At 57.6% G+C, this 14,386-nt stretch carries 9 protein-coding genes and 1 pseudogene; 4 read left to right on the top strand and 6 right to left on the bottom strand.

What is annotated here, in order from left to right; translation table 11 throughout:
- Window positions 1–8: 8 nt before the first annotated feature.
- Window positions 9–1,316: an FAD-dependent oxidoreductase gene (locus tag AC1VNY_RS17310; protein ID WP_482406070.1), complete on the top strand. Its 1,308-nt coding sequence runs from the start codon at window positions 9–11 to the stop codon at window positions 1,314–1,316.
- Between the two features lie 39 nt (window positions 1,317–1,355).
- Window positions 1,356–1,652, top strand: coding sequence for a ferredoxin family protein (locus AC1VNY_RS17305; protein ID WP_194456555.1), 297 nt, complete (start codon window positions 1,356–1,358; stop codon window positions 1,650–1,652).
- 238 nt (window positions 1,653–1,890) lie between these two features.
- On the opposite strand, the gene ahpD is transcribed toward AC1VNY_RS17305, so the two are convergent.
- The 5 genes from ahpD to AC1VNY_RS17280 all read right to left on the bottom strand — a co-directional run bounded on the left by ahpD (window position 1,891) and on the right by AC1VNY_RS17280 (window position 5,735).
- Complete coding sequence (ahpD, locus tag AC1VNY_RS17300) at window positions 1,891–2,439, bottom strand: alkylhydroperoxidase, AhpD family (RefSeq protein ID WP_194456554.1); 549 nt, start codon at window positions 2,437–2,439, stop codon at window positions 1,891–1,893.
- Window positions 2,440–2,445: 6 nt separating this feature from the next.
- Entirely contained in the window at window positions 2,446–3,000 is a 555-nt protein-coding gene (locus AC1VNY_RS17295; protein WP_137479503.1) for a peroxiredoxin, read from the bottom strand.
- A gap of 368 nt (window positions 3,001–3,368) precedes the next feature.
- On the bottom strand, window positions 3,369–4,046 hold the full coding sequence (locus AC1VNY_RS17290) for a DUF2478 domain-containing protein (RefSeq protein ID WP_482406069.1): 678 nt from the start codon (window positions 4,044–4,046) through the stop codon (window positions 3,369–3,371).
- The gene (gene modC / locus AC1VNY_RS17285; RefSeq protein ID WP_482406068.1) at window positions 4,030–5,226 is read right to left on the bottom strand and encodes a molybdenum ABC transporter ATP-binding protein; all 1,197 of its coding nucleotides are present in this window, start codon (window positions 5,224–5,226) and stop codon (window positions 4,030–4,032) included. Before modC ends, AC1VNY_RS17290 begins: the two co-directional genes overlap by 17 nt.
- The gene (locus AC1VNY_RS17280; RefSeq protein WP_482406067.1) at window positions 5,223–5,735 is read right to left on the bottom strand and encodes a hypothetical protein; all 513 of its coding nucleotides are present in this window, start codon (window positions 5,733–5,735) and stop codon (window positions 5,223–5,225) included. Before AC1VNY_RS17280 ends, modC begins: the two co-directional genes overlap by 4 nt.
- Before the next feature lie 974 nt (window positions 5,736–6,709).
- On the opposite strand from AC1VNY_RS17280, the pseudogene AC1VNY_RS17275 reads away from it, so the two are divergent.
- Window positions 6,710–8,490 (top strand): annotated as a pseudogene (locus AC1VNY_RS17275) (S9 family peptidase).
- A gap of 329 nt (window positions 8,491–8,819) precedes the next feature.
- Here AC1VNY_RS17275 and AC1VNY_RS17270 read toward each other — a convergent pair.
- Window positions 8,820–9,890, bottom strand: a complete 1,071-nt coding sequence (locus AC1VNY_RS17270; RefSeq protein ID WP_482406066.1) for a cytochrome-c peroxidase — start codon at window positions 9,888–9,890, stop codon at window positions 8,820–8,822.
- A 2,725-nt stretch (window positions 9,891–12,615) separates the two neighbouring features.
- Between AC1VNY_RS17270 and AC1VNY_RS17265 the strand changes: the two genes are divergently transcribed.
- Window positions 12,616–14,277, top strand: a complete 1,662-nt coding sequence (locus AC1VNY_RS17265) for a hypothetical protein (RefSeq protein ID WP_482406065.1) — start codon at window positions 12,616–12,618, stop codon at window positions 14,275–14,277.
- Window positions 14,278–14,386: the final 109 nt, after the last annotated feature.

Genomic DNA, 14,386 nt, shown 5'->3' with positions numbered 1-14,386 from the left:
ATGCTGTGATGATCGAAGAGAGGTTCGATGCGATCGTGGTCGGAGCCGGTATGGCCGGAAACGCAGCGGCGTTGACCATGGCCAAGCGCGGCATGAAGGTGCTACAGCTGGAGCGAGGCGAATATCCGGGATCGAAGAATGTCCAGGGCGCAATTCTCTATGCTGACATGATGGAAAAGCTGGTCCCCGAGTTTCGCGAGGAGGCGCCGCTCGAGCGCCATCTGGTGGAACAGCGGTTCTGGATGATGGACGATCGCTCCCATGTCGGCATGCACTACCGCTCGGATGACTTCAACGAGGAGCGGCCGAACAGATACACGATCATACGCGCGCAGTTCGACATATGGTTCTCCTCGAAGGTGCGGGAGGCCGGCGCGACCGTGCTGTGCGAGACGACAGTCACCGAGCTCGTACGGGACGACCGTGAGAGGATCGTCGGTGTTCGTACAGATCGCCGCGACGGCGAAATACGCGCCGACGTCGTCGTGCTGGCCGAGGGTGTCAATGGCTTGCTCGGGACGCGCGCGGGCCTGCGGTCGCGGCCGAAACCCGATAATGTGGCACTCGCGGTGAAGGAAATGCACTTTTTGCCTCGCGAGACTATCGAGGCGCGTTTCAATCTCAAGGGCGACGAAGGCGTTGTGATCGAGGCGGCCGGTACCATTTCCCGCGGCATGACCGGAATGGGTTTCATCTATGCCAACAAGGAGTGCATTTCGCTCGGCATCGGCTGTCTCGTCGCTGATTTCCAGCGCACCGCCCAGACGCCCTACGGTATGCTCGATCATTTCAAGCAGCATCCGTCCGTGGCGCCGCTCATCGCAGGTTCCGAAGTCAAGGAATATGCGGCGCATCTCATTCCTGAAGGCGGCTACAAGGCAATCCCGCAGCTCTACGGCGAGGGCTGGGTGGTGGTGGGGGATGCGGCACAGCTCAACAATGCCATTCATCGCGAAGGTTCCAATCTTGCGATGACCTCAGGCCGCATCGCGGCAGAAGCGATCGCCCAGGTAAAATCGCGCCGCGAGCCGATGACCGCGACAAATCTGTCGCTCTACAAGAAGATGCTGGACGAGTCCTTTGTCATCAAAGATCTCAAGAAGTACAAGGACATGCCGATGCTGATGCACACCTATTCGCAAAACTTCTTTCTTACCTATCCGCAGCTTATTTCCAAGGCGCTGCAAAACTTTGTACGTGTCGATGGTACGCCGAAGGTTGAGAAGGAGAAGGCGACCTTGAAATCCTTCGTCAAGGCGCGGTCATGGACAGGTCTGTTCGCCGATGCGTGTCGTTTTACCCGGGCGTGGCGCTGACCGGCGACAGTGTGAAGTCCAGCAATGAAAGATCAAAGCATGAATGTCGAGCCCACGGTGCGCGTCGAAGACAAGCTGTACTACAACCGCTATCTTGTGGACGTCGGTCGCCCTCACGTCACGGTGCGCGCGCACACGACGCCGTCGCCACAGCTACTTGCGCTTTTGAACGCCTGTCCCGCGCGATGCTACGAACTCAACGACAACGGCCAAGTTGAGGTAACCGTCGACGGCTGCATTGAGTGCGGCACCTGCCGTGTGATCGCCGAACCCACCGGTGACATCAAGTGGAGTTATCCGCGCGGCGGTTACGGCGTGCTGTTCAAGTTTGGGTGAAGTGCAACGAAGGGCCGCGGTGTGATTGCCATGAGACGGCGAATTTTGCCGCCTTTGGGGCATGGGGCATTCTGGCTCATCTGCACTGCAGATGAAATTCGAACGAGCCGCGCAGCCGTGGGGGACGCCCCGCAAGGCACAGCTTGAGGATGTTACACTCGCTCTGGACCGGCGAAGGGTTGGTTGTGGCACCATTGAGTGGTGCCACAAACGGCGTCGATCCGACGGCGAAGGAAACTCAGCCCATCGCCTTGGCGGGGGCAGGACCGGCGGCCTCGATCGCAACCGCCACGGATTGCACAATCGCAGCAAAGCGCACGGCAGTCTGGATCACTCCGGAACTGACGCCCTCAGCCCGCAGCGTCTTCTCGTGAGCGTCGACACAGGCACCGCAGCCGTTTATGGCCGAGACCGCCAGCGACCACAGCTCGAAATCGGACTTATCCACGCCGGGATTGCCGATCACGTTCATGCGCAGCCGTGGCGGCATGGTCTTATATTCCGGGTTGGATACGAGATGAACGAATCGGTAGTAGACGTTGTTCATCGCCATCACAGTGGCTGCAGATTTCGCTGCGGCGATCGCCGCAGGCGTCATCACGGCGGCGGCTGCCGCTTCGATCGCGGTAATCAACGCTGCATTGCGAGTGGCAATCGCGCTCGCCAGCAGCAGGCCGTATTGTCGCTGCGGCGGCAGCGTATCATCGGCCAGCAAGGACGCCAGGTTAAGCCTGACGTCCTTGGCGAAATTGGGAATCGTCTCATTCAACTGCTCAATCGACGACATGCCGCCTCACGCAACCTTCAGTGTTTCGCCGCCGACTTCGCGGTTACAAGGACAAAGTTCGTCGGTTTGCAGCGCGTCCAGAACGCGGAGAGTGTCTTTGGGGCTACGCCCGACATTGAGATTGGTCGCATAGATATGTTGAATTGTGTTCTCGGGGTCGACGATAAAGGTGTAGCGATAGGCGACGCCCTCGGGCGAACGCACGCCCAGGCCATCGACTAAGGTCCCTTTTGTGTCGGCAAACTGCCAAATCGGTAGATTGTGCAGGTCTGCATGCGAGCGCCGCCAGGCAAGCTTGCAGAACTCATTGTCAGTCGAACCACCCATTACGACAGCATCGCGATCGGCGAATTCCTTGGATAGCCGGCCGAACTCGGCGATCTCGGTCGGACAGACGAACGTGAAATCCTTGGGATAGAAAAAGATGATCTTCCATTTTTCGGGGAAGCTCGTTTCGGTCAGCGTCTCGAACGCGCTGTGTCCTTCTTCTTCCTGGGCCTGAAAGCCGGGCTTCACGCCTGTGATTTCGAACGGCGGCAACTGACTTCCAATTCCGAGCATGCTGACCTCACAAGTTTGCTTTGCGTTTGTGCCATCATTGGTGAAGCAAGCTATATGCCATCCGTTCTCAAGATCGGACTGTCGCAACGAAGCGAATACCAGCGGCCCGGCCGCGGGCATTTGATCGTAAGGTCCGATGGCTCTCACATCCACCTCCATCATGCCGCGTGGAAACGCGATGCTCGATCGTTTCAGTCGGTGAGCGCCGCGGAAGTCACGAGTGGGGTACCGCAGTTAAAAAGTCGCAGCCAAGTTCCTCGACCAGCGATTGAACCGCTGGTCGAAAACGCCACTTGCCGACCGAGAATGGATACTCGGCGCTCGCGGCAGAGCATCCGGATATCTCAAGGTGTGAAACGGCTGCGAAGCTAAGGTTGTTTTCGTAGGCCGCGCAGGAGCGTAACCGACGATTTCTGAGCCGACCTTGGCGATATTCTCGCAGCCGTCATCAAGCTGTCCGGTATCATAGTCCCCAAATAGCTCCAGCTAGGGCTGAAGGCGCGGCGTCGCGCCGGGCGCGTGGCGACGTCGCGCCACCATTCCTCTACGACTTGACGATCGCAAAGTAGCAGCGAGCCAACATCACCCGAAAAAGCTCTCCAGTCGGCAAGACATTTTCTTGGAACAGCCGTCAGGAGCGGCACACCTTGAGTGATCGCGTCAACAAATTCAGCGCGCAGGCCGCGGCCAACCGCTTCTTGTTTGGCGAATTTGCTGATCACGAGGAGATCGACTTTGTCCCGAAGCGCTTGGGAAACGACAACGGCGGCCTCAGCTAGTCCGTTTGTATCGAGCTTACAGGATGCTGCCCCGCTGCCGAGTAGCTGGGAAATCGAGATCTCTCGCCCTGTCGCAACGTCGACAGCGAGCATAACGTGCGTGCCGTTTGCATTTCTAAAGTGTCGCTGGACGATGCCGCCGACGCGTACGTCATGCCGCGCGAGATCCTGGACGAAATCGGCAAGCAGCTTATCGGCGTCGTCCTCTGGATGGTAGAGAATCGCCGCCACAGCTGTCGGATCGATGTTGTCAAAATTGTCGATCATGGCCGTGATCCGATTCCTGGTCGTTTCGGATGTCGGCGCTCCGCTGTAGAGCATCTCCGAGTGGTGTCGCAGGCGTTATGCGCAACCGCTCGGGGGTTGAGACGGGCAAGGCTCGCGCGACCTCGGCGAATACGTCCATTCCGTTGCTGAGCCCTAGCGCATCAAAGGAGCGGCGTGTGATGCGGGCCAAAAGCGGCACGCCCGAACGGCCGGTTTCGAGCGCTAGAACCAACGTGATCTCCGATTCGTCGAACGGAAGAGAGGCTTTGATGCGTGCCGGAAAGACATTCAAGAAGGAGCTTGCGCGCGGAGCCTCGCGCACGATACTGACATCGGCGGCTGCGATGCGCAGCCTTAGCTGCGCCCCAGGTCTGAGCGGCGGCCCAGGTATTAGCAGACGCGCGCCTCTGAGGCGGACCATGATGAGTCCATAGCGCCCGTCGTAGCCGCCGACCACGGTGTCAACGCAAACTGCCGCTTCGCCACGCGCGGCAAGCGCTGGATCACTCTGAACGACTTGCAGCGGTCCGGCCGCAGTCACCATGCCATCTTTCATCATGACGAGATAATCGGCAAAGCGCTCGATGTCAGCCATGTCATGACTAATATAGATCATCGGCAACGTGAGTTCTTCACGCACGCGCTCGATAAATGGTAAAATCTCCCGCTTGGCGGGACGGTCGAGCACAATGAGCGGGTCGTCCAGCAAAAGTAGCCGCGGTTGGGCCAGTAGCGCACTGCCTAGGGCAAGTCGCTGTCGCTCGGCGCCAGAAAGATGTGACGGAGAACAGTCAAGCAGTGACGCCAAGTCGAGCAACTTAACCACACCATCAAAGTCGATCAGTGTCGCCCTCGATTTCGATGCGTTGTACAGAAGGGTGCGCTTGACAGACAAATGAGAAAAAAGAATGGGTCGCTGAAATACATATGCGACAGGACGCAGATGAGGCGGCCGAAACGTCGTCTCGTTCTGCCAAATTTCACCGTCGACGCCACAAAATCCACTGGGTAGATGCTGGATGCCGGCGATGCAACGCGCGAGCGTGGTCTTGCCGCACCCCGGAGGACCAAAAATTGCCGTGACACCTTTCGCCGGTACGATGAATTGCGCATCCAGCGGGATGCTTGCGGGAGCACCATTGAAGGCGACTTCGATATAGCCCGGTCTTGCTTCTCTCACCTGCCCGCGCCTATGCTGTATCTCGCCATCAAGTCACGAGGAGAATGGCCGCAAAGGCGATGATCACCATGCCGCCGACAATCCATTCTGCTTGGCTCTAGCGCGGCGTCTCCGCCCCGAGGAGGCCAAAAGGCGCGGGCGGCATTGCAGATCGACGGTGTTACGACAGCCTGCATCTTGAGCGTCTCCGTGCCATTGAGGATCGTGGCAATCGAACGCTGCCGGGCGCGCATACCAATCACACACGCAAGGCGGGAATCCAATGTTGCGGAATCCTCAGCCAGCTTGGCTGGACGCCGGTTATCCGCTGGCTGAACTGGCAAGGCTTGCGTCGTTTGGCTGTAGATGTGTCGGCTGTCGCCAGAGCTTGATGCCGCCTCGGGGCGGGCAATCGGCTTGAAAGGCGCCACAGCTTTGGTGACCAATGTGAAGAGTGCGCTGGTGCCCACATTCATGGCTTCCGCAACGTCAGGCGCAAGCAGCATCAAAGCCAGATCGAATAGGATCAACCGGATAAACCTCATTGGGACCCCGAAGATGGACCGCCACGACTGCTTTCGTCGCGGCAGATCCTTGCTCCTCACCCAGCAATCTGCGTGCCGGTTCGAAAGAATGGCGCACGGCCCGCGTGGCTCAGGTGAAACTCCTATATGTCCCACCCAGCGTCTGGAATGGCCGCATCGTGTCGTTGGGTTCCAGACGTGCGCGTCGCCAACCAGCCACGCAGGACGGACGAGATAGATACTGAGGATGATGCCGTTGGCTCTTGCGTCGGGAACGGTGTTGGAGGCGTCGCTACAATTTGTCGTCCGTCTGATCTGCGCCAACAAAAGGGGCGCTCATCGACCGCATTTGATCATTTGGCTAGAAGTTTAGTGATCTCTTGGACACGACATTTCGAAAATCCGCCTTACCCTGAGCTCATGGGCATCACGATCTAGCCCTCGTCCACCCCTAGCGCGATCGCCCTTGCAACTCTGAGGGCGACGCCTCACGCGCGAACTCACGAATGATCTCCTGATGTCATCACGCAGGTGGTTCCGCCTGCGAACAATCGCTTGCGTTCGCTGCCCGGACCGCTCTCGCGTCCTGATGCGGGCGCATAGGAGAAGCCAAGAAGCCATTACTATCGCCCCGCCGATCCTGTGTGCAGAGCAAACTGCAAGAACATACACATCAGTTGGCATAGATTCTGCTCACCAAAGCGGCGCGGAAGTAATGCGACAATGTCGGCGCTGCAGCGTTCGTATGATTACGTGCTGTGTGGGGATTGTCGGAGGCACTTGCGGCTGCCGGCGAGTCGCCCGGCCAAATGTTCGTCGGAGCACCGTGCGATTCAGCCCCGAGGCTGTGCGCAAGTGTCATGTCGCTTAAAGTGCAAGAATGCCAGCTGCACCGGGGAACTGCATATCAATCGCGAGTGACCTCGGTCGGTGCCGGCGCGCTAAGAGAAGAGGTGAAAACGTTTTGCTTAATTCTTGCGATGTTGGCTCAGCAGGAGTGCGCTGCCGCGCAGGCGCAGGCGCACACGGCGGAGGATGTCGTAAATGCGCCCCTCGCGCGGTCGGATTACGAGCGAGCACTGACGACCGCAGACCGATATGGCCGGCTTACCGTCAATGTCCCCGACGTGCCGTTTTGGCTCGGCGAGCGCGAGGCGTTCGTCTATCGGCGCACGCCCCATGGCAAGCACCAGTTTATCCTGGTTGATGCCGACAAAGGCGCAAAGGGGCTGGCTTTTGATCAAGCCGGCCTCGCGGCTGCGCTGAACAGAGCGAGCCACAAGAACTATCAGCCCGAGAATCTTCCCTTCGACCATTTCGAGCTGAGCGACAAGGGTAGCAGAATGAGCAACCTCGAAGGTACGCATTGGAGATGCGAGCTTGCAAGCTATGCCTGCGCCGGAACTTCAATGCACTCGGGCGCCAAACAGCAAAGTCCCTACGACGACACGCCACCGGCAGAGAACGATCCAAACAAGACAAGCGCATCACCTGATGGCACATGGCTGGCCTACATTCGAAACTACAATCTCTTCGTGCGCAGCCAAGACGGTTTGCAGGACATCCAGTTGACCTGCGACGAAGCTGAGAGTGACTATTATGCTCTCTCGACAGCAAGATGGTCTCCAGCCTCAACTCACCTGGCCGTCTACAGGATCCGTCCAGCCCACCAACGGGAAGTCCATTACCTCGAAACGTCGCCGGCGCGCCAGCGTCAACCCAGACATTTGACCATGGCGTATCCAAAACCGGGTGATGCCTTGGCATTGCTCCAACGCCTGAGCCAGCCGATCATCACAGCGAGTTCTCGCCTAGCAGTCGCTACTATGTCGACCTGTGGTCACGCATCGGCGTTCCGCCCCGCATGATTCTGTACCGTGCCAGTGATAATGCCGTACTGATGCAGGTTGAGAGCGCGGAGATGTCCGAGCTCATTGCCGCTGGCTGGCAGCCGCCGCTCAGCTTCCACGCCAAGGGACGCGACGGCGAGACGGACATATGGGGCGTCATTCACTTGCCGACCAATTTCGATCAGCGCAAGAGATCTCCAGTGGTGGAGCACATCTATGCGGGCCCCACCGGTTCCTTCGTTCCCAAGTCCTTCTCAGCTTCAATCGAGCCGCTCACGCAACTCGGCTTTATCGTTGTTCAGATTGATGGAATGGGTACCAACCATCGCTCGCGCGCGTTCACGACATTGCCTGGAAAAATTTGAAGGACGCCGACTTTGCGGACCGGATCCTATGGCACAAGGCGGCGAGTGCGAAGTATTCCTGGTATAATATATCCAACGTCGGCATTTTTGGCACTTCCGCCGGTGGGCAAAACGCGGTGAGCGCGTTACTTTTCCATCCCGATTTCTATAAGGTCGCGGTCGCGAACAGTGGCTGCTACGATAACCGGCTGGACAAAAAGTGGTGGAACGAACAGTGGATGGGGTGGCCGGTCGGCATCGAATATTCGCGATCCTCCGCCATCGACAATGCCGCCAAACTGCAAGGTAGATTGCTTCTCATAGTCGGCGAAATGGACCGCAACGTCGATCCTTCCGCCACGTTCCAGCTTTCCGATCGGCTTATCAGGGCGGGAAATTACTTCGACATGCTGTATGTGCCAGGAGCAGATCACGGAACACCCGGCTGTTATGCACAGCTCAAGCTCCTGGAGTTCTTGGTCCGGAACATTATCGAGCAACCACCAGCCAAACTGGAACACGGGCTCAATGGAACTGCCGAAGAGCAGATCAGGCCATGATGGTTGACGATCCATCGGGATCCAGGCCCCGGTGCGTGGCGCTCCACGATCGCGTTCTCGAAATTGAGAAATGCTCGTTGCCATCTACGACGAGGTCTCTCGTACATGCTGTCATGCGTACCTCCATCCTGTTCGGCGCACGCAGCTGCTGATGCCGACAACGGCCTCATCAGTTGGCGCCAAATCAGGGCGCGAACGCTGCGCGCGCGGCGGTCGGCTGCGAAGCCCGCGACGTCGCGCCCCGTCGTCGCTCCAAATGAGAGTCGAGAAGCGGGAGCGTGCCCGCACCATCTTCCCTTGGCAAGTTGGACGAGCCTGGCTCTGTAAGGCGATAGCCTATTTGTCTATAGAGGGCTTTGGCGTTGTGTCCGTGCGCGCGGGTAATATCGGATAATCGATCTTAGGCAGCTGCCCGGTAAGTGAATTTAGAAACGCGACGATGTCGTCTTTTTCTCCATCGTTGAGCGTCGCGCCGAGTTGTATCTCACTCATCACCCCAACAGCTTGCTTGAGGCTCCAAACTTGGCCCGAATGGAAGTAGGGAGGACGCAATGCGACATTGCGCAACGGCGCGGAGCGGAAAACATACTCGTCGCTGGGTAACTTTGTGACGGCGAAACGGCCCTTGTCGTCCCTCGGCAGCAGGCTTGCGGTTGGCCGTTCGGTCACGCCGAACGGGAAGTAGTCCTGGCCGCCGACGTTGATACCATTGTGGCAAGATGAGCATCCCTTTTCTATGAACAGCTTTAATCCTGCTTTCTGCTGAGCACTGAGAGCATACGCATCGCCCTCGAGGTATTGATCGAAGGGAGCGGCGGGCGTGATCAAGGTAGCCTCGAAAGCCTCGATGGCCTTGGCGAAATTGTCAAAGGTAATGGGCGTCGCGTCGTTAGGAAACGCCTTGCTGAACATGACGATATAATCGGTCATTGAATTCAACGTATTGAGAAGGCGAGCGGGCGTCGCATTCATTTCCGCACTGGCCTGGATGGGGCCTGCGGCCTGCGCCTTGAGGTCAGCCGCGCGCCCGTCCCAGAACTGTGCCACATTGAAGACTGCGTTATAGACCGTTGGCGCTCGACGTGAACCTAGCTGCCAGCGATGACCAACCGACCTCGGGCCAGCATCTGCTCCGCCGGTCCCAAGGTTGTGACATGTATTGCAGCTAATGACCCCGCTCGCCGATAGCCTCGGATCGAAGAATAGGATCCTGCCGAGTGTAACCTTTTCGTGGGTAATAGGGTTGTCCTTGACCGCAGGCACGATAAAGGGGATCGGCTTGAAAATCTGTCTCGCCGCACTCATCAAATCATCATCGGCGCCTGCTGTTGACGAAGCCAGGATCCCAGAGGCCAGAACACATAACTTGGCTGCGATGTAAAGCGTTCGTGCCGCTGATTTCCTCATCTTGGCTTGCCCTTGTCGTAGTTCGTGAAGCCGCGAACAGAGTGCGATGTTGCAGCTAGCCTGCCTATCATCGAAATGACTCCCAGCGATCAAAGACGAGCGACATCTATTGGGGTGTACTCATCCAAGTCTGATCCGCTGTCGCTGCGTAGTAGCAACCGCCGTGCCAATGGAGTTCAGGGGTGGTCCGTTGATTTGGTCTTGAACAATTGCAGGAATGGCAGCAGTCGGCTCGAACCTTTGGAATCAACTGACCGTCCCACACGCGACGATCGCCACCTTGACGAAGTGTATTCCGGCCTGCGATCTGAACCTTTGGGCGAAACCATAAGGCTGTCGGTTTCGCGATTTTGGGGTGCAGGCTTGCAATTAGGTAGGACGCCGAACAAAAACGAGGATCCACGCAATTCGTCGCAGCATTGACGCGACGGAATCATGTGGCCTTGCGAAGCCTTCAACTATGCGTTGCGCTCCAGCGTAGCCGAGCAATTATCAGCCGGCGCTGGGTGACGTTTCGTATGCGCTGCGCCCGGTGAAGCGTGCAATTGTCGAGAACTCTCCTTGCGAGCTCCCGTCAAGATATGGATATGCCTATCTTGGATCATATTGGCACCTGTTCGACGATCAAAGTGCTTGAATCGACCGTAGCGTCAGGTTGTAGGCAGTGCCGAGCAGGATCGGTCGCCTTCGTAGAAATGTCATGTTAGGAGCTGACGTCGCGAATGTCGCAAGGCTAGACACAACGCCTAAAGTGGGCTGCGCCCGCTGTAAATGTGGCTAGCCTGCGTTGCACGTTGATCTTGGCAACAAGACCTGACGCGCGATGCAGATGATTCGGAAGTACCGCAAATGACGTCGGCCGCTCCTGGCGATGCGGCGACCTGCTTTCCTAAACAAACGATACTTGCGAGGCAAAGAACAATAGTGAAGGTTATGCAAGTTAAGAGAGTTCAGTTGAGCCAAAAGCGACGAACCGGTTGGGCTTACCGTGCGCCTCGCCATGTCACAGCCCTTGTTGCGATCGCAGCCACGTGGTTCACGGGATACGCTAGCGCGCGAGAACGAAGATTGGAAGAGATCTTGACGTCTTGCAGACCAGACGTGATGCGATTCTGTGACCGTTTTACAGGGCGTGGCGATATGGACGCGGCAATGTTTTGTCTTAGGGACAATTTCAAAGGCTTGCGCGTCGAATGTCGCCGCGTGATGCCAACCGCGGCGGAGAGAAACGGTGGGTCGAAAAGACGAGGCGTCAACAACGTTCCGATCCTGCATCGAGAGTGAGGCACCGGAGCGGCAGGACTCTTAAGCACCAGAATGCTCGCATTAGCCTCCGATCGAGGTCCGGAAGGAACCGGTTGGTGCCGTTGCGGCGTTCTCAACGAGCGTTTCAGTGGATTCGCTTGGGACTGCTTTTGGTTGAGTTGGTCGAAGGGCTCAAGACCAGAGGAAACGCGGTCGTCAAGAGTCGTTCAAAGGCGGCAAGCTGTTCAAGCAGACGCTTCTCAACGGCAGCACTCTCCTCGCGAGGCAGTTCCGTCTTAAGCAATCGACGACAGCGCCAGATCTCGTTTCTCACCCATCTGATCTCACTTAATCTATCATCAATCGAAGTCATCACAAATGCAGGTTCACTTGGGCATTGGGAGTGCAACGCGTACGTTTCAGCACTGCGTAGTCCCTCCGTCCGCATTCATGCCGATGGAGTTCGTCGCCATTGCTCGGCGGATGTGGCGAGCGGTTCGATGTATTCAAGACCGCTATCAACCGATATCACCTTACGCCGGGCGTGCGACCGGAATTTGCTGCGGATTTCTGCGGGTTTTCGACGCTACGATCATCTGGGTTGAGGAATTCCTCCGCTTCACAGGGTCGATCGGCGCGCAGTCACGTGCAAACGCAGGGCAGTAGCTCGCGACTGGAAAACGGAGCGATGTTGTCCCCCACGGCGTGTGCGGTGTCAAACGCTGCGGCTTCATTGCGCTCGCCGCTTCCCTGACGATGGGCGTGTTGCTAGCCGTCGGACCATCACATTTGTGCCAATGGGCATGTCCATGAGTAAGGTGCGCGCGCTCACCAACATCCTGGAAAGGCATGGCGGCAGTGTTTTCTTCTATAGATAAAAACGAGCGTTACCGCGATATCCCGGGCGCGACCCGATCGAACGAGCGCAGGAGCGAGCGTGGGACCTCACTGGGTAAATGTCACTCGAAACCGTGTCGAACTGAATGGGCGCCCCATTGGTAGTCGCTGCGATAGTCGGCTGTGCAACGCCACGCCTCGATACCCATTTAATGGCTTGAACCCCACGCTGCGTCAGGTTGTAGTCTCGCTAAGACAAAGGCAGGCTGGGCGGGCGTCGAATGGTTCAACATGATCGGAAAGGGATGGCTTCCTAATTGCCGACATTGTCGCTTGCGGGCCATGGGCAAGACCTTGGGTCCATCGGCGGGGGTGCTGCTGTGCTGGCCGTTGTCAATCGCGCTGCAACAACCGGAGTCGTGATATATCATGGGGTGATGGAGTGATGCGCGCAGCAGGATGTCGCTGACGACTGCTTCAATCGCGTTTCTCGCTGAGCGGGGAGGGCCCACCGAGTGAACAGGCCAGCTCTCGCACGAGGTGCTTCAACTGCGTAGGCGGTTAACATTCAGCCATAAGCGGTGACTAGTCGCATTGAGCTTGTGGCTGGACAAGGCGCCGCGGTAAAAGCTCGGAAGATCCCATGTCTACTCAAGCCAATCTGACGACGGCGCTAAGCGAGATCGATTGTGCTCGCGACATCGTTGAATTCTCAACTGTGGTTGTTGCGCGCGACAAGCAGCTTCGCAAGACTGATCATCCGGTCTTTCTGCAAAAGGCTGCGCTTGAGTTTCAATCTAGATTCCTGCCGAATTTCGAGGAAAGCATCCGTGCCGGGAGATCGTGGGGGTATGCCACGACATGCAATGCGGTGAGCCGAAAGGCCGGAGGTCAGGTCGGCCGGGACGTTTGCGAAGGAATAGCTTCTCGCGTGTCGCTGCTTGACCATGCGCTGATCGGAAAAATCGGGATAAGAGCCCTTTCCATATTTGCCGCATCATTCGGTCGACATTCCAACAGAGTAGAATGTCGCAAAGGGGCGATCAGAATAGCTAAGTTTTGTCGCGAGGAAAGCAGGCCGCTTCAAGAGTTGAACAATCTGAGCCTGGCGGCGCTGATAAACGGCTTCAGCAAATGGCCGGAAGAAGCAGACTTTCGCCAGGCGGCGGTTGCAATTGCGGGCGATGTCATTCGGCGCGCAGGCCGCCATCATCGGCTCTCCGACTTTACACAGCAAGGATTGGTGAGTTTGGTCAACGGGTTCAGCAAGTGGCCGGATGAGGCGGCTTCGCGCCAGGCAGCAGCCACGCTTGCACTCGAAATTCTGCATCGTTCCGGCAGGCTCTGCGAGTTTCCTCAGCAGGGGTTGGCCATCCTGGTGAACGGTTTCAGCAAGTGGCCGGAAGAGCTGGCGTGTGGTCAAGTCACGATTGCGATCGCAGGCGAAGTTCTTCGTCGGGGCGCCCGGTTTCATGAGTTTAGCGAGCAGGATCTGGCAAATTTGGTGAATGGCTTTAGCAAATGGCCGGATGAGGCAGTCTCTCGTCAAGCCACAATCGCGATCGCAAGTGAGCTTCTGCACCGTGCTAGCCAGCTTCCTCACTATAGCCAACAAGGACTGGCAAACTTGGTGAACGGGTTTTGCAAATGGCCTGAAGATGCGACCTGTCGTAAGGCTGCAATTGCGATCGCTGGTGAGGTACTTTGGCGTGCTGCCCAGCTCCCCGATCTCACCCAACAGGGCTTGGCGAACCTGGTGAATGGCTTTAGCAAGTGGCCGGAAGAGCCGGCGTTTCGCCGAGCAGCGGTCGCACTCGCTCGTGAGGTTCTGCGGCGTGCCACTCAGCTCTACGATTTTTCACAGCAGGGACTCGCGAACTTAGTGAACGGCTTCAGCAATTGGCCGGAGGAGGTGCCGTGTGGTCAAGTGACCGTTGTGCTCGCGGACGAGGTCCTTCGCCGTGCCGGCCGCAGGACGGGACTCTCAGACTTCACTGCCCAGGATCTCAGGGGCCTGGTGATCGGTTTCAACAGATGGCCGCAGGAGAGCGCCGCTCGCCAAGCCACGATCGCGATCGTCAATGAGGTCCTAGGCCGCGGTGTCCGGTTCTTTGACTTTACCAAACCGGAATCGGAGAGTCTGATGAATGGCTTCAATAGATGGCCGCAAGGCGAAGCAGGGCATGAGGCGATAGCGAAGATCATCGGGGAACTGCAACTCATACAAAGTGGAGCCACTCAGCTCCGATCAGGAGAGAAGTGGTCCCACCAAACATGGCAATCGGCCAAAGAAATCTCTTCCTAGCGGTGTTCATGCGTATGATGCGGCGAGGTCACAATACGAAAATCCCACGCAGCGACCCTCTTAGGATGCGGTCTGAGGCGTGCACAGGCACAGAATTGAGTAAACAATC

It is taken from the genome of Bradyrhizobium ferriligni (assembly GCF_056837965.1).
Note: the sequence above shows the minus strand (reverse complement) of the source record. Positions and strands in the feature narration are given on the sequence as shown.